General features: G+C 74.0%; 1 protein-coding gene. It reads right to left on the bottom strand.

The features are described 5' to 3' along the window. Nucleotides 1–3: 3 nt before the first annotated feature. On the bottom strand, nt 4–24,018 hold the full coding sequence (locus OG780_RS36665; RefSeq protein ID WP_328455494.1) for a non-ribosomal peptide synthase/polyketide synthase: 24,015 nt from the start codon (nt 24,016–24,018) through the stop codon (nt 4–6). Nucleotides 24,019–24,099: the final 81 nt, after the last annotated feature.

Raw genomic sequence — 24,099 nt, 5'->3', positions numbered from 1 at the left:
GAATCAGTCCTCCTGGTGGTGGGTCGGGGTGTCACCGGTGACCTCGGCGAGGCGGGCGGCCAGGATCGGTCCGATCTGGGCCAGTGAGCCGGCTTCGGTCATCCGGTTGTGCCGGGTGGTGATCTCGTGCGATTCGATCCGGCCCGCGATGTACGGGCGCCAGGTCGCGGGCCCGGCGTCGTCCCCGTCGCGGTCGATCGTCGAGTTGAACAGCAGCAGGTCGCCGTCGAACCCGGCGGGGACGAAGTCGACCGCCAGCCTCGCGTTGTTGATCATGATGTGGACGATGACCTCGATCTGCTGCTCCGTCAGGCCCTGCAGCGCGCTGCCCCGCCGGTTCAGGACCTCGGCGACCTCGGCGTAGGTCAGCTCCCGGTCGCCCAGCTCGTCCGGGTCGACGTCGAGCACACCGACGAGCACGTCCCGCTCGGTGGGCACGGGCATCTCCTCGAACTGCACGTCCTTCACCGGATAGGCGTCGAGGATGGCCAGCAGCGCGGTCCGCCCGCCGCGCGCCTGCAGCTCGCAGGCGACCGCGTGGGCGATCAGCCCGCCGGCCGACCAGCCGAGCAGCAGGTACGGGCCCTCGGGCTGGATCTTGCGGATCTGGTCGGCGTAGTCGGCCGCCATCTCCTCGAAGGACGTCGGCAGGGGTTCGGGCCGGCCCAGGCCGCGCGCCTGGATCGCGTAGACCGGGTGCTGGGGACCGATGTGGTTCAGGAGCCCGCTGTACGACCAGCTGATGCCGCCGCCGGGGTGGACGCAGAACAGCGGCGTACCGGTCCCGGTCGAACGCAGCGGCAGCACCACGTCCAGCGCGTCGGCGGGGTCGTCCATGACCAGGCGCTCGGTGAGACCGGCCACGGTCGGCGCCTCGAACAGCATGCGCAGGCCGAGCTCCAGGCCGAGGGTCTCGCGGACGCGGGAGGCCAGGCGGGCGGCCAGCAGCGAGTGCCCGCCCAGATCGAAGAAGTTGTCGTCGATGTGCACCTGTTCCCGGCCGAGGACCTCGGCGAAGAGGCCGCACAGCAGCTGCTCCCGCGGCGTCCGGGGGCCGCGTCCGGTGCCCTGCGCCCCGTACTCGGGGGCGGGCAGGGCGGCCCGGTCCAGCTTGCCGTTGGCGGTCAACGGCAGCGTGTCCAGGGTGACGAACGCCGACGGCACCATGTAGTCGGGCAGGTCACGGCGCAGTCGCCCGGAGAGCTCGCCCGTCTCGGGCGTGCTCTCGGGGGCGGGCACCAGGTAGGCGACGAGCCGCTTGTCGCCGGGCCGGTCCTCGCGGGCGACGACGGCCGCCTGGGCGACGCCCGGGCAGCTCGCGAGGATCGCCTCGATCTCGCCGGGCTCGATCCGCAGGCCGCGGAGCTTGACCTGGTGGTCGGTCCGTCCGGCGAACTCCAGTGTGCCCTCGGCCGGCCACCACGCCAGGTCGCCGGTGCGGTACATCCGGCTCCCGGGCGGCCCGTACGGGTCGGCGGTGAAGCGCTCCGCGGTCAGGCCGGGTCGGCCGAGGTAGCCGCGGGCCACGCCCGTCCCCGCGAGGTACAGCTCGCCGACCAGGCCCGTGGGCACCGGCCGCAGGCGGTCGTCGAGGACGTAGGCGCGCATGTTCGCCATCGGCCCGCCGATCGGCACGGTCGCGGCGTTCTCGGGGAGGCTGTGCACCGGGTGGCGGGTGGCCAGGGTCGTGGCCTCGGTGGGCCCGTAGCCGTTGACCACCTCGATGCCGGGGCAGGCCTCCAGCACCCGGGCGACGGCGGCCGGGGAGACCACGTCGCCGCCGGTCCACACCTCGCGCACCCCCGCGAGCAGGGCCGGCCGCTCCTCGGCGACCAGGCGGAACAGGCCGGCCGTCAGCCACAGTCCGGTCACGCCGTGCGTGCTGATCGTGTGCTGCAGCAGGTCGAGGTCGAGCCGCTCGGGCGGTGCGACCACGACCCTGCCGCCGTTGAGCAGCGGCACCCACAGCTCGTAGGTCGAGAGGTCGAAGGCGGTCGGGGAGTGCATCAGCACCCGCTCGTGTCCGCCGCCGTGGTACTCGGGGGTGAGCGCGAGGCCCACCACGTCGCGGTGGGTGACGGCCACGCCCTTGGGCCGGCCGGTCGAGCCGGAGGTGTACATCACGTACGCCAACTGCCGCTGGTCGCAGCGTACTTCGATGTCGGACGAGTCGGGCTCGCCCTCGATCGACGCGGTCAGCACGTCCTCGGTGAGCACCAGGGCGGCCCCGGCCTCCCGCAGGATCAGGTCGATCCGGGACTGCGGGAAGCGCGAGTCGAGGGGCGCGTAGGCGCCGCCCGCCTTGATGATCGCCAGGAGCGCCACGACGAGGTCCGCCGAGCGGTCCAGCAGCACCGCGACCGGTGTCTCCGGTCGTACGCCCTGGCGGATCAGTGCCCGCGCGAGGCGGTTGGACCGCTGGTCGAGTTCCCGGTAGGTCAGCTCGGTGGCGCCCGCCACGACGGCCACCGCGTCCGGGGTGGCGCGCACCTGGCGGGCGAACAGCTCCGGCAGCGCGGCCTCGGGCAGCTCGACCGCGGCGCCGGTGGACCGGGACAGCAGCCGGCGGCGTTCCTCGCCCGACATGATGTCGATCCGGCTGATCGGCCGGCCGGGGTCGGCGACCGCCGCGCGCAGCAGCCGCGCCCAGCGCTCGAACAGCAGCTCCACGGTGGCCGGGTCGAACAGGTCGGTGGCGTACTCCACCGCGCCGACCAGGCCGTCGGGGTCGCCGTCCGGGCGGAACTGCTCGGCCAGGCTGAACGTCAGGTCGACCCGCGAGGTCCCGGTCGACGCCTCCAGGTGGCCGGTCTCCAGGCCCGGCAGGGCGAACTCGCCCACCGGCGCGTTCTGCAGGGCCAGCATGATCTGGAACAGCGGGTGGTGCGACAGCGAACGGGCCGGGTTGACCACCTCGACCAGGTACTCGAACGGCACGTCCTGGTGGTCGTAGGCGGCGAGCGCCTTCTGCCGCACCCGGCCGAGCAGTTCGGCGAAGCCGGGGTCGCCGCTCGTGTCGGTGCGCAGCACCAGGGTGTTGACGAAGAAGCCGACGAGGTCGTCCAGCGCCTGGTCGGTACGGCCGGCGATCGGACTGCCCACGGGGATGTCCGTACCGGCACCGAGCCGGGTGAGCAGCGCGGCGAGGCCGGCCTGGAGCACCATGAACATGCTGGCGCCGCGCTCGGCTGCCAGGTCCCGCAGTGCCTGGTGCAGTTCGGGGTCCAGCCGGACCACGACCCGGCTGCCCCGTTGGGAGGCCACCGGCGGCCTGGGCCGGTCGGCGGGCAGCTGCACCTGCTGCGGAATGCCCGCCAGTTCGTCCTTCCAGTAGGCCAGTTGCCGGGCGAACAGGCTGTCCGGGTCGGCGGTGTCGCCGAGCAGGTCGCGTTGCCAGCAGGTGTAGTCGGCGTACTGCACCGGCAGCGGGGACCACCGCGGCTCCTCGCCACGGCAGCGCGCCGTGTAGGCGGCCGCGAGGTCGCCGGAGAGCGGCCCCATCGACCAGCCGTCGGCGGCGATGTGGTGGACCACGACCAGCAGCACGTGCCGGTCGGGGGCGAGCGCGTACAGCTCCGCCCGGACCGGCGGCTCCGCCGCCAGGTCGAAGCCTCGCCGGGCCGTCCGCGCCAGCCGCCCGGCCAGCCGGCTCTCGTCGAGCTCGACCACCGGCAGCTCCGGGTGCGCCTGTGAGGCGCTCAGCACGACCTGGTACGGCACACCGTCCGTCTCGCGGAAGACCGTCCGCAGGCTCTCGTGCCGGGCGATCACGTCCGCGAGCGCGGCGTGCAGGGCCGGGCGGTCGAGTTCGCCGGTCAGGCTCAGCGCGAGCGGCATGTTGTAGGTGGCGCTCGGGCCGTCCATCCGGTGCAGGAACCACAGGCGGCGTTGGGCGAAGGACAGCGGGACCTTCCCCCAGCCTTCGGCCGGGGGTGCCCCCATGGGTCGCGGCCGGGCGGTCAGCGCGGGCCGCGCCGTGCCGGAGCCGTCGAGGCGGGCCGCCAGTCCGGCCACGGTCGGCGTCTCGAACAGCGTCCGGACCTCGAGCTCCGCGCCGAGGGTCGCCCGGACGCGGGAGGCCAGGCGGGTCGCCAGCAGTGAGTGTCCGCCCAGGTCGAAGAAGCTGTCCTCGACACCGACCTGGGCCAGGCCGAGCACCTCGGCGAACAGCTCGGCGAGGAGCTGTTCCTGCGGGGTCCGCGGCGCCCGCCCGGCTCCGGTCGGGCCCGGGTCGGGCGCGGGCAGCGCGCGGCGGTCGAGCTTGCCGCTGGCCGTCAGCGGCAACGTCTCCAGCGCCACGAACGCCGACGGGATCAGGTAGTCGGGCAGTCGCCCGCGCAGCCATTCGCGGAGTTCGCCGATGAGGGCGCCGGTGCCCCGGCTGCCGGTCGGGCGGTTGGTCAGCGACGACAGCGGCGTGCCGGCGGTCCGGGCCGACCGGTACGGCTCGACCGGGGAGCCGTGATGCGCCCGCGGGCCGGCGAAGACGACGTCCAAGGCGTCGGCCACGGTGGCCGACCAGGTGACGCCCACCCGGCGGTCGAACTCCAGCCCGATGGCCCGGAAGTCCTCCGGGTCGGGGAGTTCGCTCTCCTCCGGTCCGTGCAGCCGCTCCAGCAGTTCGGCGAGCGAGCCGTCGCCGTTCTGCAGTGCCCGGGAAAGGGCGGCCTCGCGCAGCACCCGACGGTTCGGCACTCCGGTGATCCGCAGCACGTCGGCGGGCGGCTGGGCGAGGAGTTCGCGCAGCTCGTCCAGTCCCGCGAGCCGGTGTCCCCACTCCAGCTCGACCGTCCGGCCCGGGGCCGCCGGAACGACCGGGGCCTTGTGCAGCGTCACGTCGTAGCGGTAGCGGGTCAGTTCGTTGTGATGGCGGCCGCGCTTGACCTCCACGGCCACCGCGCCGATGTCCGTGCCGTGCTCCCGCAGGACGGTGAAGAAGTCCGGGTCGACCAGGAGTTCCTTCTCCACCCTGACGGCCTGCTCCACCGCGCGGCGCACCGCCGCGAGGTCGCCGTCGGCACCGGTGCGGTGCAGCTGGACCGCGGTGGCCAGCGGGCGCAGCAGCCGCAGGTTGCGGACGTCGCCGACGAAGAGCGTGCCGCCGGGGGCGAGCAGCCGCATCAGCTTCCCGATCACGTCCGCGAGGTAGTCGGCGGACGGGAAGTACTGCACCACCGAGTTGATCACGACGGTGTCGAACCACCCGGCCGGCAGGCCCTCGGTGTCGTGCGCCGGGCGGGTCTGCAGCACCACACGCTCGGCCAGGTCGTCCTGCCGGGCGACCTGCGCGGTCAGCGCGTCGACCGCGGTGGCGGAGAAGTCCGTCGCCCAGTAGGTCTCGCAGTGCGGTGCGATCTGCGAGAGCAGCAGTCCGGTGCCGACGCCTACCTCCAGCACCCGGCGGGGGCGCAGGGCCAGGATGCGGGCCACGGTGGCGTCCCGCCACTCCCGCATCTGCTCGACCGGGATCGGGCTCGCGTCGTAGCTGCTGTTCCAGCCGACGAAGTTCTGGCCGAAGCCGGCTTCCTCGGGGGTGATGGGCAGGGCGTCGTAGATGTCCTGCCACTCGCCCACGTGGTCCGCTTCCAGGCCACTGTCGCGGGCGTCGTCCCGGTGCGGGACGACGTAGCCGACGAGCCGGTCGTCCTGGGCGAGCACGGCGGCCCGGGCGACGGCGGGGTGCTCGGCCAGCGCCGCCTCGACCTCGCCGGGCTCGATGCGGAAGCCGCGCACCTTCACCTGGTCGTCGGCACGGCCGACGTACTCCAGCTCGCCGTCGTTGCGCCAGCGCACCAGGTCTCCGGTGCGGTACATGCGCTCACCGGACCCGAACGGGCAGGCGACGAACCGCCCGGCCGTCAGCCCGGGCCGGTTCAGGTACCCGCGCGCCAGTCCCGCGCCCGCGACGTACAACTCCCCCGCCACGCCCGTCGGCACCGGCCGCAGCCGCTCGTCCAGCACGTACACCCGGGTGTTGGCGATCGGACGGCCGATCGGCGGGACGCCCGTCCCCGGGGACAGCGGGGCACTCATGGTCGCGCACACCGTGGTCTCGGTCGGACCGTACGCGTTGATCATCCGGCGCCCGGGCGCCCAGCGGTCCACCAGTTCCGGCGGGCACGCCTCACCCGCCACCACCAGCGTCGGCACCTGCACCGAGCCCTCCGGCACGGCGGCGAGGACGGACGGGGGCACGGTCACGTGGGTGACCGCGAGGTCCCGGTCGGTCAGCGCGGCGACCGGGTCCGCCGTCGGGGGCAGCACCAGGGCCGCGCCGCGCAGCAGGGCGGTGTAGATCTCCGACACCGAGGCGTCGAAGCTGGGCGAGGCGAACTGGAGCACCCGGCTGTCGGGTTCGATCGCGAACCGCTCGATCTGTGCGGCGACCAGGCTCGCGACACCGCCGTGGCCGACCACCACGCCCTTGGGGCGGCCGGTCGAGCCCGAGGTGTAGATCACGTAGGCCGGGTGCCGGACGTCGAGCGCGACCACGGGGTCGGTGTCCTGCCAGGCGGACACCTCGGTCACCAGCGCCGGGTCGTCGACCATCAGGGCCGGCCGGGCATCGTCCAGCATGTACGCGATCCGCGCCGGCGGGTACGCAGGATCCACGGGCAGGTACGCGGCCCCGGCCTTCAGCACGCCCAGGACGGCCACCACGGACTCCACCGAGCGCTGCAGGGCCACGGCCACGGTCTGCTCCGGGCCGACGCCCCGGGCGATCAGCGCGTGCGCGAACCGGTTCGCCCGGGCGTTCAGCTGCCGGTACGTCAACTCGGCGTCGCCGCACACCAGCGCGAGGGCGTCCGGTGTCGCCGCGACCTGTGCCGCGAACGCCTGTGGCACCGGGACGGCCGCCACCTCGCGGACGGTCGCGTTGCCCCGCTCCAGCAAACGGTGCCGCTCGTCGGCGTCGAGGAGCTCGATCCGTCCGATCGACCGGTCCGGGTCGGCGGTGACCGCCTCCAGCAGGCGCGTCCAGCGCCCGGCGAGCGCCGCGACCGTCGAGCGGTCGAACAGGTCGGTGGCGTACTCCACCGCGCCGACGATCCCCGCCGGGCTGCCGTCCGGACCGAGCTGTTCGACGAGGCTCACACCGAGGTCGAACTTGGCGGTTCCGGTGGCCACCGCGTAGGCGGCGACGTCCAGACCGGGCAGGGAGAACCGGCCCATCGGAGCGTTCTGCACGGCCAGGATGGTCTGGAACAGCGGGTGATGGGACAGCGAGCGGGACGGGTTCAGCGCCTCCACCAGGTGCTCGAAGGGCACGTCCTGGTGCGCGTACGCCGACAGCGCCGTCTCCCGCACCCGCCCCAGCAGCTCGGCGAAACTCGGATCACCGCTCGTGTCGGTCCGCAGCACCAGCGTGTTCACGAAGAACCCGACCAAATCGTCCAGCGCCTCGTCGGTACGCCCCGCGATCGGAGACCCGATCGGGATGTCCGTGCCCGCACCCAGCCTCGTGTACAGCGCCGCCAACGCCGCCTGCAGCACCATGAACAGGCTCGCGCCCGACTTTCGGGCCAACTCCACCAGGGATGCGTGCAGTTCGGGGCTCAGCTCCAGGCCGACGTGGTCCCCGCGCCAGCCGGCGACGGCCGGCCTCGGCCGGTCGGCGGGCAGCTGGAGCAGCTCCGGCAGGTCGGACAGCTGACGCTTCCAGTAGTCGAGCTGCTCGGCGAACCGGCTCCGAGGGTCGGCGGCGTCGCCGAGCAGGTCGCGCTGCCACAGTGTGTAGTCCGCGTACTGCACCGGCAGGACCGGCCACTGCGGCGCGCGCCCCTCGCACCGGGCGGCGTACGCCTCGGCCAGGTCGCGGGCCAGCGGGCCGGTGGACCAGCCGTCCCCGGCGATGTGGTGCATCACCAGCAGCAGCACGTGCTCGTCCGGCGCGAGTACGAACAGCTCCGCCCGCAGTGGCGCTTCGGCCTCCAGGTCGAAGGGCTGTCGTGCGAACTCGGCGAGCTGCTCGAACAGTTCGGCCTCCGGCACCTCGGTCAGCCGCGCCCGGGGCCGGGCCTCGGCCGGGTCGAGGACGAGCTGGCAGGGTACGCCGTCGACCTCCGGGAAGACCGTCCGCAGGCTCTCGTGCCGGGCCACCACGTCGGCCAGCGCCTCGTCCAGCGCCGCGTGGTCGAGCGTCCCGGTCAGCCGGAGCGCCAGCGGGATGTGGTACGTCGCGGCGGTGCCGTCCATGCGGTGCAGGAACCAGAGTCGGCGCTGGGCGAAGGACAGCGGCACCGCCTCCGGCCGCTCGTGCGTGGTCAGCGCCGGGCGGGCGTGGCCGGCCCCGCCCAGCGCCTCGGCCAGGCCGGCCACGGTGGGCGCCTGGAACAGCGCGCGCAGCGCCACCTCCACTCCGAGCACCGAGCGCACCCGCGCGGCCAGCCGGGTGGCGAGCAGGGAGTGCCCGCCCAGGTCGAAGAAGCCGTCGTCGACCCCGACCCGCGGCACGCCCAGCACCTCGGCGAACAGCTCGCACAGGATCTGCTCCTGCGGCGTCCGCGGCGCCCGCCCGGCCTCGCCCGAGCCGCGGTCGGGAGCGGGCAGTGCCGCCCGGTCCAGCTTCCCGTTCGGCGTCAGCGGCAGCATGTCCAGCACCACGAAGACAGCCGGTACCAGGTAGTCGGGCAGCCGGTCCCGCACGTACGCCGCCAGCTCCGCCGGACGTACGACCGTGCCGGGACGGGCCGCGACGTAGCCGATGAGCCGGTCGTCCCGGGCGAGCACGGCGGCCTGGGCGACGGCGGGGTGCTCGGCCAGCGCCGCCTCGACCTCGCCAGGCTCGATACGGAAGCCGCGCACCTTCACCTGGTCGTCGGCACGGCCGACGTACTCCAACTCTCCCCCAGCCTCCGGCCGGGGGGACCCCCAGGTCCGGCGGCGCACCACGTCCCCGGTGCGGTACATGCGCTCACCGGACCCGAACGGGCAGGCGACGAACCGCCCGGCCGTCAGCCCGGGCCGGTTCAGGTACCCGCGCGCCAGACCGGGGCCGGCGACGTACAACTCCCCCGCCACCCCCGGCGGCACGATGCGCAGCCGCTCGTCGAGGACGTACACCCGGAAGCCCGCGACCGATCGGCCGATCGGCGGTACACCGCGCCCCGGGGACAGCGGGTCGCTCATGGTCGCGCACACCGTCGTCTCCGTCGGACCGTACGCGTTGATCATCCGCCGGCCCGGCGCCCACCGGGCCACCAGCTCCGGCGTGCAGGCCTCACCGGCCACCACCAGGGTGGTGGCCGTGAGGTCGGAGCTCTCCAGCGCGGCCAGCGCCGAGGGCGGAAGCGTCACGTGGGTGACGTCGAGCCGGCGGTCCGTCAGGGCCTCCAGCGGGGCCTCGGACGGGGCCAGGACGAGGGCGGCACCGGTGAGCAGGGCGCCGCACAGGTCCCAGAACGACGCGTCGAAGCTGGGCGAGGCGAACTGGAGCACCCGGCTGCCCGGCGCCACGCCGAGCCGGTCGACCTGCGCCGCCACCAGGCCCGACACGCCGGTGTGGCTCACCATGACGCCCTTGGGGCGGCCGGTCGAGCCCGAGGTGTAGATCACGTAGGCCGGGTGCCGGGCGTCCACCACGACATCCGGATCGGTCTCCGGCCGACCGGAAGCCTCGGTCACCAGTGCCGGATCGTCGACCACCACGGCCGGCCGCACGTCGTCCAGCATGAACGCGATCCGTGCCGCCGGGTACCCCGGATCCACCGGCAGGTACGCGGCCCCGGCCTTCAGCACGCCCAGGACCGCCACCACCGACTCCACCGACCGCGGCAACGCCACCGCCACGACCTGCTCCGGACCGACACCGCGGGCGATCAGCGTGTGCGCGAACCGGTTCGCCCGAGCGTCGAGTTGACGGTACGTCACCTCGACATCGCCGCAGACGAGCGCGACCGCGTCCGGCGTCGCCGTCACCTGCGCCGCGAACAGCTCCGGCAGGCTCCCCCCGGCCGCCCCGCCCTGGACGGCGGGCAGCAGCTCGCGGCGCTCCTCGGCGGACAGCAGGTCGATCCCGCCGATCGGCCGGTCGGGCGCGACGGCGACCGCGGCCAGCAGCCTGGTCCACCGGGCGACCAGGGCCTCGACCGTCGAGCGGTCGAACAGGTCGGTGCTGTACTCGACCGCACCGCCGATCCCGGCCGGCGCGCCGTCGGGCCCGTGCTCCTCCGCGAACCCGAAGGTCAGGTCGAGCCGCGCGGTCCCGGTGAGCACGGTCACCCCGGAGACCTGGAGACCCGGCAGCTCGAAGTCGCCGCCCGGCGCGTTCTGCACGACCAGACCGGTCTGGAACAGCGGGTGGTGCGACAGCGAGCGGGACGGGTTCAGCGCCTCCACCAGGTGCTCGAAGGGCACGTCCTGGTGCGCGTACGCCGACAGCGCCGTCTCCCGCACCCGCCCCAGCAGCTCGGCGAAACTCGGATCACCGCTGGTGTCGGTGCGCAGCACCAGCGTGTTGATGAAGAACCCGACCAGCTCGTCCAGCGCCTCGTCGGTACGCCCCGCGATCGGAGACCCGATCGGGATGTCCGTGCCCGCGCCCAGCCGCGTGTACAGCGCGGCGAGCGCGGCCTGCAGCACCATGAACAGGGTGGCACCCGAACTTCGGGCCAACTCCACCAGTGCCGCGTGCAGTTCGGCGTCGATCCGGAGTTCCAGCAGGTCGCCGCCGTACGACATGGTGGCCGGGCGCGGTCGGTCGGCAGGCAGCTGCAGTTGCTCGGGCAGCCCGGCCAGCGCCTCGGTCCAGTAGGTGACCTGGCGGGCGAACACGCTGTCCGTGTCGTGCTCGTCGCCGAGGATCTCGTGCTGCCACAGGGTGTAGTCGCCGTAGGTGACCGGCAGCGGCGGCCATGCCGGAGCCCCGCCACCCTGCCGGGTGGTGTAGGCGGTGGCCAGGTCACGGGCCAGCGGGCCCATGGACCAGCCGTCCCCGACGATGTGGTGCATCACCAGCAGCAGCACGTGCTCGTCCGGCGCGAGCGCGAACAGCTCCGCCCGCAGCGGTACTTCCGAGGTCAGGTCGAACGCCCGTACCGCCGCCTCGCGCAGCAGGGCGGGCACCTCCGCCTCACCGGCCGCGCGTACGGTCAGCGGGACGGCGGCCTCACCGGCGTCCAGCACCCGCTGGTACGGGACTCCGGCGGTGTGCGGGAAGACCGTGCGCAGGGTCTCGTGCCGGGCCACCACGTCCGCGAGCGCGGCGCTCAGTGCGGCCCGGTCGAGGTCGCCGGACAGCCGCAGGGCGAGCGGCATGTGGTAGGTCGCGCTCGGCGCCCCGAACTGCTGGAGGAACCAGAGCCGTCGCTGTGCGAACGACAGCGGCATCGGATCGCGGCGGGGCCGGGGTACCAGGGCCTGCCGCGCGGTGCCGGCGTCGTGCAGCCCGGCCGCGAGCCCGGCGGGTGTCGGCGCCCGGAACAGGCTGCGCAGTTCCAGCTCGACCCCGAGGGTCGCCCGGACCCGCGAGACCAGCCGGGTGGCGAGCAGGGAGTGCCCGCCCAGGTCGAAGAAGCCGTCGTCGACCCCGACCCGCGGCACGCCCAGCACCTCGGCGAACAGCTCGCACAGGATCTGCTCCTGCGGCGTGCGCGGCGCCCGGCCGCCGGCGGTCGTGCCCGGCTCGGGCGCGGGCAGCGCCGCCCGGTCCAGCTTCCCGTTCGGCGTCAGCGGCAGCGCGTCGAGCAGTACGAACGCGGACGGGACCATGTAGTCCGGCAGCCGCTCGCGCAGATACGGCGACAGCGTCGCCGGGGTAGCCCCGGCCCCGGCCGACGGGACGACGTACGCGACGAGCCGGTCCTCCCGGGCGAGGACCGCGACCTGGGCGACACCCGGGTGCGCGGCCAGCTCGGCCTCGATCTCGCCCGGCTCGACCCGGAACCCGCGGATCTTCACCTGGTGGTCCACCCGGCCCGCGAACTCCAGCTCCCTGTCGGCGCGCCAGCGGACCAGGTCACCGGTGCGGTACATCAGCGCGCCGGCCGGACCGTACGGGTTGGCGACGAACCGCGTGGCGGTGAGCCCGGGCCGGTTCAGGTAGCCGCGGGCGAGTCCCGCCCCGGCGAGGTACAGCTCGCCCAGCACGCCGGGGGCGACCGGTCGCAGCGCCGAATCCAGCACGTATGCCTGGCAGTTGGCGATCGGGCGGCCGATCGGCACCGGCAGCGGGCAGTCGGCGGGGTCGGCCGGCAGCGGGTAGGCGGTGATCACATGGGTCTCGGCGGGCCCGTAGTGGTTGTGCAGCTCCCGGCCCGGCCGACGGGTCTGGAAGCGGCGCACTGCACTGCCCAGACGCATCGCCTCACCGGCCTGGGCGACCAGCCGCAGGCCGGGCAGTTCCAGCCCGGCCTCCTCGGCGGCCTCGGCCAGCGCCTCGACCACCAGGTTGGGCGCGAACAGCTCCTCGACCCCGTGCCGGTCCAGCCAGCGGGCGAACAGCTCGGCGCTGCGGCGCTGCTCCTCGGTCGGCACCACGAGGGTCTTGCCGTACAGCAGCGCGGAGAGCATCTCCTGTACGGAGACGTCGAAGCTGATCGCGGTGAACTGCGCGGTGCGCGTGCCGGGTTCGCCACCGACGGACCTGTGGTGCCACCCCAGCAGGTTCAGCAGCCCGGCGGCGGGCATCACCACGGCCTTGGGCCGGCCGGTGGAGCCCGAGGTATAGATGACGTAGGCCGGGTGCCGCGCGTCCACGGCGACTGCCGGATCGTGCTCCGGCAGGTCCCCGTCCGGTGTGACGGCCGCGAGGTCGTCGAGCACCACGGCAGGCCGGGCGTCGTCCAGCATGTACGCGATGCGGGCGGCCGGATAGTCCGGATCGACCGGCAGGTACGCCGCACCCGTCTTGAGGACCGCAAGGACGGCGACCACCAGTTCGGTCGACCTCGGCAGCCGCAGTGCGACGACCTGCTCCGGCCCCACCCCGCGCGCGATCAGCACGTGCGCCAGGCGGTTGGCCCTTCGGTTCAGCTCCCGGTAGGTCAGCACGGTGTCCTCGAACACCACCGCCGGAGCCTCCGGGGTCGCCCGGACCTGCGCCTCGAACAGAGCGGGCAGGCCGGCATCGGGAGCCGGGCAGGCGGTGTCGTTGCGTACGACCAGCAGTTCGTGCCGTTCCTCTGCGGTGAGGACGTCGATCCGGCTCAGCGGCCGGTCCGGTTCGGCGACCACCGACGCCAGCAGACGCAGCCACCGGGCGACCAGTGCCTCCACCATGGCGGGGTCGAAGAGGTCGGTGCTGTACTCGACCCGCCCGACGATGCCCTCGGCCGGCCCGCCGGTGCCGCCACGCTCCAGCAGGTGGAAACCGAGGTCGAACATCGCCGTCGGCGTCCGCACCAGGACGATCTCAGCGGCCAGACCGTCCAGCGCGAACTCGGTGCGGGGCACGTTCTGCAGCGCGAGCAGCACCTGGAACAGCGGCTGACGGGCGAGCGACCGGGACGGGTTGAGGGCCTCGACGACGTGCTCGAACGGCAGGTCCTGGTGCGCGTACGCGGCCAGCGCGCCCTCGCGGACCCGGCCGAGGAGCTCGGCGAAGGTCGGGTCGCCACCGGTGTCCGTGCGGAGCACCAGGGTGTTGACGAAGAATCCGACGAGGTCGTCCAGGGCCTCGTCGGTCCGGCCCGCGATCAGGCTGCCGACCGGGATGTCCGTTCCCGCGCCGAGCTTGTCCAGCAGCGATGCCAGGGCGGCCTGCAGCACCATGTACACGCTGGCGCCGTGCTCACGGCCCAGCCGGATCAGCCCGGCGTGCAGTTCGGCGTCCAGTTCGATCGCGAGGTGGCCGCCGGAGCAGGAGGGGGCCGCGGGGCGAGGGCGGTCGGCAGGGAGCCGGATCTGCTCCGGCAGGTTGGCCAACTGCTCGGTCCAGTAGGCCTGCTGGCGGGCGAAGAGGCTGTCCTGGTCGGCCGGGTCGCCGAGCAGCTCCTGCTGCCACAGGGTGTAGTCGGCGTACTGCACCGGCAGCGGTGCCCACCCCGGTTCCTCGCCCTGGCGGCGTGCCGCGTACGCGGTGGCCAGGTCGGCGGCCAGCGGGCCCAGCGACCAGCCGTCACCGGCGATGTGGTGCATCACCAGGAGCAGCACGTGCTCGTCCGCCGAAACCTCGAACACCTCGGCGCGCAGCGGCGGTTCGGCCGCGAGGTCGAATCCGCGCGCCGCGGCCCCCGCCAGCAGTTCCGGCAGGTCCGTCTCGTCGGCCGTGGTGACCGACAGCCTCGGGCGCGCCTCCGCGGTGGCCAGCACCTGCTGGTGGGGCACTCCGTCCACGGCCGGGAAGACCGTGCGCAGGGTTTCGTGCCGGTCGACGACGTCACCCAGCGCCGCCTCCAGGGCCGCCAGGTCCAGTGGCCCCGAGAGCCGCCACGCGAGCGGCATGTTGTAGACCGAGTCGGCGCCCTCCAGCTGGCGCAGGAACCACAGCCTCCGCTGAGCGGACGACAGCGGCACCCTCCCCCGGCCTTCGGCCGGGGGTGCCCCCACGGGCCGCTCCGCCCGCCCCAGGGCGAGCCGGGCCCGGTCCGCGCCGCCCAGCCCGGCGGCCAGCCCGGCCACCGTCGGGGTCTGGAACAGGGTGCGCAGCGCCAGTTCCACGCCCAGGGCCGCACGGACCCGGGCCACCAGCCGGGTGGCCAGCAGGGAGTGCCCGCCGAGGTCGAAGAAGTCGTCGTCGACACCGACCTGAGGCAGGCCCAGCACCTCTGCGAACAGCCCGGCCAGCACGTGTTCCTGAGGAGTGCGCGGGGCCCGGCCGGCCCGCGACCCCGCGTACTCGGGCTCGGGCAGGGCGCGCCGGTCCAGCTTGCCGCTGGCGTTCAGCGGCAGCACGTCGAGGGCGACGAACGCGGCCGGCACCATGTAGTCGGGCAGCCGCTCGCGCAGGTGCGCCCGCAGGTCTTCCGGCCGGAGCTCCGCCCCGGTGGCGGGCACCAGGTAGGCGACCAGGCGGGTGTCCCCCGCCCGGTCCTGCCGGACGGTCACGGCGGCCTGCGCGACCCGCGGGTGTTCCGCCAGCGCCGCCTCGATCTCGCCGAGTTCGATCCGGAATCCCCGGAGCTTGACCTGGTCGTCGATGCGGCCGAGGAACTCCAGGTTCCCGTCCGATCCCCACCGCACCAGGTCACCGGTGCGGTACATCCGCGAACCGCCGGGACCGAACGGGTCCGCCACGAACCGTCCCGCGGTCAGGCCCGGCCGGTTCAGATAGCCGCGCGCCAGCCCCGCACCGGCGATGTACAGCTCACCCGGCACACCCGCGGGAACCGACTGCAACGCGGCGTCGAGCACGTGCAACCGGACACCGCCGAGCGGGCGGCCGATCACCTGGCGCGGGCTCGACTCCAGCGGTGCGACGGTCGAGTCCACCGTGCACTCGGCCGGCCCGTAGTAGTTCAGGGCGAACACCCCGTCGGCCGCCCGCAACCGTTCCCACAGTTGCTCCGGAACGGTCTCCCCGCCCAGCCCGACCAGCGACGGACGCCACCGCGGGTTGTCCAACAGGCCGTGGTCGACAAGGACTTGCAGGTAGGACGGGGTACCGCCGACCGTGTCCAGCCCGGCCCGCGCCGCGTACTCGAGGTAGGCGTCCGGGTCGGTCCAGGTCGCCTCGTCCAGGACGTGCAGCTCGTGGCCGGCGTACAGGGCGAACATCTGGTCGCAGGAGGCGTCGAACGACACCGACGTGGTCAGCCCCACCCGCACCCGCTCCCCCGTCCGGAAGACCAGCGGACACTGGTCGGCGAACAGGTTGGACAGGCCACCGTGCGTCGCCACCACGCCCTTGGGCCTGCCGGTGGAACCGGAGGTGTAGATGACGTAGGCCGGATGGCCCGGGTCGACGGCCACCGCAGGGTCCGTCGACGGGCACCCCACCACCAGCGCGGTCGTCTCCGGGTCGTCGGCCACCAGCCATCCGGCGGGACCGGTGTCCGGCAGCCGGCCCCGGGTGCGGGTGTCGGTCACCACCAGGACCGGTCGGGTGTCGTCGAGCATGTACGCGATCCGCGCGGCCGGGTACTCCGGATCGACCGGAACGTACGCGGCGCCGGTCTTCAGCACCGCGAGGATCGTCACCACCAGCTGGGCCGAGCGCGGCAGCGCCACCGCCACCAGCCGCTCCGGCCCCGCACCCCGCGCGATCAGGGCGTGCGCCAGCCGGTTCGCCCGCGCGTCCAACTCCGCGTAGGTCAGCGATGCTTCCGGCCCCACCAGCGCGACGGAGTCCGGAGTCGCACGCACCTGAGTCCGGAAGAGTTCCGGCAGGCTCTCGGTGAAGGCCTGTGCTGCCGGGCCGGTACCCAGCGCCGTCAACTCACCGTGCTCCTCTGCGGTGAGCAGGCCGAACCGGCTGAGCCGCCGCTGCGGGTCGGCGACCACGGCGCGGAGCAGCCGCTCCCACCGCTCGATCATCGTTTCGACGGTGGCCGGGTCGTACAGGTCGCCGGTGTACTCGACGGACCCGTCGATCCCCTCCGGGGAGCCGTCCTGCGCGTGCCGCTCGGACATGGTGAAGATCAGGTCGAGCTTGGCGGTGGTCGACGTCGACGGCATGTCGCCGACGCGCAGCCCGGACGGCGCGAAGTCGGCCCGGGGCGCGTTCTGCAGCACCAGCATGACCTGGAACAGCGGGTGGTGCGCCAGCGACCGGACCGGGTTGAGGGCCTCGACCAGGTACTCGAACGGAAGGTCCTGGTGCGCGTACCCGGCCAGCGCGGTCTCCCGGACCCGGCCCAGCAGTTCGGCGAACGTCGGATCGCCCGAGGTGTCGGTACGGAACACCAGGGTGTTGACGAAGTAGCCGACCAGCTCGTCCTGCGCCTGGTCGGTACGGCCCGCGACCGGGCTGCCGACCGGGATGTCGTCGCCCGCGCCGAGCTTGCTCAGCAGCACGGCAAGACCGGCCTGGAGCACCATGAACAGACTGGTGCCGTGGGCGCGGGCGAGTTCGCGCAGCCCGCGGTGCAGCTCGGCGTCCAGCCCGGCACGCACGGAACCGCCCCGGTGCGAGGCGACCGCCGGGCGGGGCCGGTCGCCGGGCAGCTGGAGCTGCTCGGGCAGATCGGCCAGCTGACGGGTCCAGTAGGCCGCCTGGCGGGCGAACAGGCTGTCCCCGTCGGCCGCGTCGCCGAGCAGCTCGTGCTGCCACAGGGTGTAGTCGGCGTACTGGACCGGCAGCTCCTCCCACTGCGGCTCCTCGCCGCGGCGGCGCGCCGCGTAGGCGGTGGTCAGGCCCTGCGCGAGCGGGCCCAGCGACCAGCCGTCACCCGCGATGTGGTGGAGGACCACCTGGAACACGTGCTCGTCCGCCGCCAGCTCGAACAGCCCGGCACGCAGTGGCGCATCGACCGCCAGGTCGAACCGACGGGCCTTCGCTTCCGCCATGACGTTCGGCAGCTCGGACTCGGTGGTCCGGCTGACGAGCAGCCGCGGGCGGGATGCCTCGACGTCCAGCACCTGCTGGTACGGCACTCCGTCGACCGCCGGGAAGACCGTGCGCAGGCTCTCGTGCCGCTCGGCCACATCCGCCACGGCGGACTCCAGGGCGCGCCGGTCCAGATCCCCGGACAGCCGCCAGGCCAGGGAGATGTGGTAGTTCGCGCCGGCGCCCTCCAGCTGGTGCAGGAACCACAGCCGCCGCTGCGCGAACGACAGCGGGATCGCCTCGGGGCGTTCACGCCGTGCCAGGGCGGTCTGCGCCGGTCCGGCCGCCATCAGGGCGGCGGCCAGGCCGGCCGGGGTCGGCGCCTCGAACAGGGTGCGCAGCGGCATTTCCACGCCGAGCGTCGCGCGGATCCGGGCGGCCAGACGGGTGGCCAGCAGCGAGTGCCCGCCCAGGTCGAAGAAGCCGTCCTCGACGCCGGCCGACGCCACGCCCAGGACCTCGGCGAACAGCTCGCAGAGGACCTGCTCCTGCGGGGTGCGCGGCGCGCGGGCGGTTGCCGTCGGGGCGAGGTCGGGGGCGGGCAGGGCCCGGTGGTCCAGCTTGCCGTTGGCGGTCAGCGGCAGCGTGTCCAGCACGACGAACGCCGACGGCACCATGTGTTCCGGCAACCGCTCGCACAGGTGCCCACGCAGATCGGCCGGACTCGGTACGGCGCCCGCGGCCTGCACCAGGTACGCGACCAGCCGGGTGTCGTCGGCCCGGTCCTGCCGGGCCAGGACGGCGACCTGGGCGACGCCGGGGTGCTCGGCCAGCGCCGCCTCGATCTCGCCGAGCTCGATCCGGAAGCCGCGCACCTTCACCTGCTGGTCGGCCCGGCCGACGTAGTGCAGGCTGTTGTCCGCCGCGCGGCGCACCACGTCGCCGCTGCGGTACATCCGCGATCCCGGCGGTCCGAACGGGTCGGCCACGAAGCGCCCGGCGGTCAGGCCGGGCCGGTTCAGGTAACCGCGCGCCGGCCCTGAACCCGCGACGTACAGCTCGCCGGGCACACCCGGGGGCACCGGCCGCAGGTGGGCGTCCAGCACGTACGTCCGCAGGTCCGGAAGGGCCGTGCCGATCCCGCCGACGGCGCCGCCGGACCGGTCGAGCGCCGCGTACGTGACGTGCACCGTGGTCTCGGTGATGCCGTACATGTTGACCAGCAGCGGCGCGTCGTCCGGGTGCCGCTCGTACCAGCTCGCCAGCCGGGCCTGCTCCAGCGCCTCACCGCCGAACACCACCGTGCGCAGCGCGAGCGGGCGGCCGGTCTCCGGGGCCTCCGCGTCCGCCTGCATCAGCTGGTAGAACGCGGACGGCGTCTGGTTGAGCACGGTCACCCGCTCGCGGGCGAGGAGCTCCAGGAAGCGGCCGGGCGAGCGGCTGGTCTCGTGGTCCACGACCACCAGACGGCCGCCGTACAACAGCGGGCCCCACAGCTCCCACACCGAGAAATCGAAGGCGTAGGAGTGGAAGAGCGTCCAGACGTCCTCTGCGGAGAAGCCGAACAGCTTCTCGGTCGTGCCGAACAGCCGCACCACGTTCCGGTGCGTGACCACCACGCCCTTGGGGTTGCCGGTGGACCCGGAGGTGTAGATGACGTAGGCGGGGTGGCCCGGGTCGAGGGAGACCTCCGGGTCGGTGTCCGGCAGCCCGTCCAGGTCGGCGGTGTCCAGCAGCAGACGGTCCACCGGGTCCGCGCCCGGCAGGTCGCCGGTCCGGCTCGTGGTCACGAGGAGCGCGGGCCGGGCGTCCTGGAGCAGGTAGGCGATCCGGGCGGCCGGGTACTGCGGGTCCACCGGCAGGTAGGCGCCGCCCGCCTTCAGCACGGCGAGCACCGCCACGACCTGCTCCGCCGAGCGTGGCAGGGCCAGCGCCACGCGCTGCTCCGGCCCCACCCCCCGGTCGATCAGGGCGTGCGCGAGCCGGTTCGCGCGGGCGTTCAACTCGCCGTACGTCAGGGTGACTTCGCCGTCGGTGAGGGCGACGGCGGCCGGGTCCGCCCGTACCTGTCGCTCGAACAGCGCGGTCAGGCTGCTCTCCGACGACTCCTCGCTCCGGTCGGTACGCGCCGGGAACAGCGCGCGGAGCTCGTCGGCGGACAGCACGTCCACCTGGCCGATCCGCCGGCCGGGGTCGGCGACGACGGCGCGCAGCAGTCGCAGCCACCGCTCGACGATCCCGGTCACGGTGGCCTCGTCGAACAGGTCGGTGCTGTACTCCACCACGCCCGACAGGCCGTCCTCACCCGGCTGTTCGGCCAGGATGAAGGTCAGGTCGCACTTGGCCGTCCCGGTGTGGACCAGGTCGGTCGCCACCCGCAGCCCGGGCAGGTCGAACGTGCCCAGCGGCGCGTTCTGCAGGGCGAGCACGGTCTGGAACAGCGGGTGGTGCGCCAGCGTCCGGGTCGGGTTGAGCGCCTCCACCAGGTGCTCGAAGGGCACGTCCTGGTGCGCGTACGCGGCCAGCGCGCCGGCCCGTACCCTGCCCAGCAGTTCGGTGAACGACGGGTCGCCTGAGAGGTCGGTGCGCAGCACCAGGGTGTTGACGAAGAAGCCGACCAGGTCGTCCGCGGCCTCGTCGGTGCGTCCGGCGATCGGCGTGCCCACGGGTACGTCGGTGCCCGCGCCCAGCTTGCCCAGCAGGGCGGCCAGCCCGGCCTGGAGCACCATGAAGAGGCTGGCCCCGCCGTCCCGGGCGAGCACGCGCAGGCCCTGGTGCAGCTCGGCGTCGATCCGCACCGGCAGATGGGCGCCCCGGTAGGACATCGCCGCCGGCCGGGGCCGGTCGAACGGCAGCTCGACCTGCTCAGGAAGATCCGCCAACTGATCCCGCCAGTAGGCGAGTTGACTGTTCAGCAGGCTGCCCGGGTCCGCGCCGTCGCCCAGCAGTTCCCGCTGCCAGAGGGCGTAGTCGGCGTACTGGACCGGCAGCGGCGACCACTCCGGCTTCGCCCCCTCGGCACGGGCCGCGTAGGCGCTCGTCAGATCCCGCAGGAGCGGCCCCGTCGACCAGCCGTCACCGGCGATGTGGTGCACCACCAGCAGCAGCACGTGCTCCTCGGCGCCGAGCCCGAACAGTTCGGCGCGCAGCGGCGACTCCTCGGAGAGCTCGAAGCCGTGCCGGGCCGCCTCCGCCAGCCGCTCCGGCAGGTCACGCTCGCCCACTTCGGTCACCCGCAGCCGCGGCCGTGCCGCGCCCGGGTCCAGCACCCGCTGGCAGGGCACGCCGTCGAGCACCGGGAAGACGGTGCGCAGGCTCTCGTGCCGTTCGACCACGTCCGCCAGGGCGGCTTCCAGGGCCCGCTGGTCCAGGTTCCCGGACAGCCGCAGCGCCAGCGGGATGTTGTACGTGGCGCTCGGGCCCTCCATGCGGTGCAGGAACCACAGCCGGCGCTGCGCGAAGGACAGCGGAACCGCCTCGGGCCGCTCGCACCGCCGCAGGGCCGGCCGCGCCCGACCCGCGACGTCCACCGCCGCCGCCAGTTCCGCGACCGTCGGCGCGTCGAACAGGTCGCCGAGCCGCAGCTCCACGCCGAGGATCGAGCGGACCCGGGCGACCAGTCGGGTGGCCAGCAGGGAGTGCCCGCCGAGGTCGAAGAAGCTGTCGTCCAGCCCGGGCTCGGACACCCCGAGCACCTCGGCGAACAGCCCGACGAGCAGGTGTTCGGTCGCGGTGCGCGGTGCCCGGCCCGGCGCGGCGGGCGCTCGCTCGGGCGCCGGGAGGGCCCGCCGGTCGAGCTTGCCGTTCGGGGTCAGCGGCAGCGCGTCCAGCAGCACGTACGCGGCCGGCACCAACTGCCGGGGCAGCCGGTCCCGCAGATGGTCGCGCAGGGCGGTGTCGGTCACGGTGGCGCCGGGCTCGGGCACCACGTAGGCGACCAGCCGGAGTTCCCCCTCGGTGCGCACCATCACGGCGGCCCGGGCGACCTGCGGGTGCTCGGCGAGGACGGTCTCGATCTCGCCGAGCTCGACCCGGAAGCCGCGGATCTTGACCTGGTCGTCGGTGCGGCCGAGGAACTCCAGGTTCCCGGCCTCGTCCCAGCGCACCAGGTCCCCGGTGCGGTACATCCTCGACCCGCTCGGCCCGGACGGGTCGGCGACGAACCGCCCGGCGGTCAGCCCCGGCCGGTCGAGGTAGCCGCGGGCCAGCCCCGCGCCCGCGATGTACAGCTCACCCGCCGCACCGGTCGGCAGCGGCCGCAGGGCGCTGTCGAGCACGTACAGCCGGGCGTTGGTGACGGGCCGGCCGATCACCGGGCGTGCGTTCGAACCCAGCTGCGCGACCACCGAGTTGACGGTGCATTCGGACGGCCCGTAGAGGTTGAGGCAGGATGCCCCCTCCGCCGCCCGCAGCTGCTCCCACAGCCGCTCCGGGACGGCCTCGCCGCCCACCGCGACCAGTGCCGGGCGCCGCTGCGGGTCGCTCAACAGCCCGTGGGATAGGAGCACTTGGAGATAGGACGGGGTGGCTTCGATGTAGTCCAGTCCGCACCGCGCCGCGTAAGCGACGAAGGCGTCGGGGTCGGTCCAGGTCGCGTGCTCCAGGACGTGCAGCTCGTGGCCCCCGAACAGGGCGAGCAACTGGTTCCAGGAGGCGTCGAAGGACACCGAGGTGGTCAGCGCCACCCGCAGCCGCTGCCGCGCCTTCAGCACCGGCGCGAAGTGCACCTGCCGGAGGTCGGCGAGCAGGTCGAGCAGGCCGCCGTGGGTCGGCAGCACGCCCTTGGGCCTGCCGGTGGAACCGGAGGTGTAGATGACGTACGCCGGGTGACCCGGGTCGACGGCCACCATCGGGTCGGCCGCCGGGCAATCCGCCACCAGGGCGGCCGTCTCAGGGGCGTCGAGCACCAGCCGGTCGACAGGACCGCTGTCCGGCAGGCGGTCCCCGCTGCGGGAGTCGGTGACCACCAGCGTCGGCCGCGCGTCGTCGAGCAGGTACGCGATCCGCGCGGCCGGGTACTCCGGATCGACCGGAACGTACGCGGCGCCGGTCTTCAGCACCGCGAGGATCGCCACCACCAGCTCCGCCGAGCGCGGCAGCGCCACCGCCACCAGCCGCTCCGGCCCCGCACCCCGCGCGATCAGGGCGTGCGCCAGCCGGTTCGCCCGCGCGTCCAGTTCCGCGTAGGTCAGCGAGACGTCGCCGCACACCAGCGCGACCAGCTCCGGAGTCGCCCGGACGTGCTCCCGGAACAGCTCCGGCAGGCTCGCGGCCGGGGCCGGCGCCACCGGCCCGGCGCCGAGCACCGCCAGCTCGCGGCGCTCCTCGGCGGTGAGCAGTTCGATCCGCCCCACCGGCTCGTCCGGGTCGCAGTCCGCGACGGCGTCGAACAGGGCGAGCAGCCGCTGCTGGTGCGCGGCGAGGTCGTCGTCGCCGTACGCTTCCGGCGAGCCGTGCAGCCGGAGCAGCGGCGGGTTGCCGTCCCGGTAGTCGAAGACCCAGACGGCGAGGTCGGTGGTCGACCCGGACACGAAGTGGTGCACGGAGGCCGGGTGCCCGGCGAAGCTCGGCCTGGAGTTGAAGGCCATGATGTTGACGATCAGCGGGAACGCCGTCCCGATACTGCCGGGGGCGCCGAGGTCCCGCAGCAGGTCCTCGCTGCGGTAGCGCTCGTGCGCGACGGCCGTCTCGACCTCCCGCGCCGCCTGGGCGACGAGCTCGCGCCACGGCATGTCCGGCCGCACCGTCAGCCGCAGCGGCACCACGTTGGACGTCGTGCCCGGCACCGCCGTCAGGTCTCGGTCGGCGCCCCGACGGGCGGTGACGGGCAGGGCGAGCACCACGTCCTGGTTGCCGGTCAGCCGGTGGGCGTAGAGCGCCGTCGCCGCGACCACCAGCCGGGACCACCGGACGCCGGAACGTCCGGCCGCCGCCCGCAGGGCGTCCGGGCGGCGCAGTTCCCGCTCCTCGGCCAGCCGGAGGGCGCGGTGCGGGTCGGTCGCGGAGGCGTCGGTGAGCCGGGTCGGGGCGGGCAGGTCGGCGAAGCGCCCGGTCCAGTAGGCGCGGTCGGCGGCGAAGTCGGTGGAGGCGCGGTAGGCGGCGTCGCTGTCGACCAGGTCCCGCAGCGAGCCGAACGGGCAGGGCCGCACGGCGCCGCCCTCGGCCAGTGCCGAGTACACCTCGCCGACCCGCTGCCGGAGCATGGAGCTGCTGATCGCGTCCAGCACCACGTGGTGGTAGTTCAGGTACCAGAGGTACTCCGTCGGCGACGCCTTGATCAGCGCGTGGCCGAACAGCGGGTCACGGGCGAGGTCCAGCGGGCGCAGCAGGTCCCGCTCCATCCATTCCACGGCCGCCGCCCGGGGGTCGGGCTCCCCGCTGAGGTCGAGGTGGGCCGGAGCCCAGTCCCAGCTCTCCCTGAGGACCTGGCGCGGGCCCTCGCCGCCGTCGACGAAGGTCACGTGCAGGGCGTCGACCTCGCCGACCACCCGGCGCAGCGCGGTCTCGAACAGCTCCCGGTCCACCGGCCCGTGGATCTCCAGGCACTCGCCGACGCGGTAGCCCGGGATCGGCGTCCGGGAACTCTGCTCGGCAAGCCAGATCTCGCGCTGGGCCGCTGTCAGGGGAAGGGAGGCGCCGTCGAGACGGGGCATGGGGGGATACCTCCGGGAGGGGGACAGACGTGGGGGGAGGGTGAGGGGAGGGCACGCCAGGGAGCACCGACCGCGGGTGAC

It is taken from the genome of Streptomyces sp. NBC_00386, from assembly GCF_036063235.1.
In the GTDB taxonomy this organism is placed as follows: Bacteria; Actinomycetota; Actinomycetes; order Streptomycetales; family Streptomycetaceae; genus Streptomyces.
Note: the sequence above shows the minus strand (reverse complement) of the source record. Positions and strands in the feature narration are given on the sequence as shown.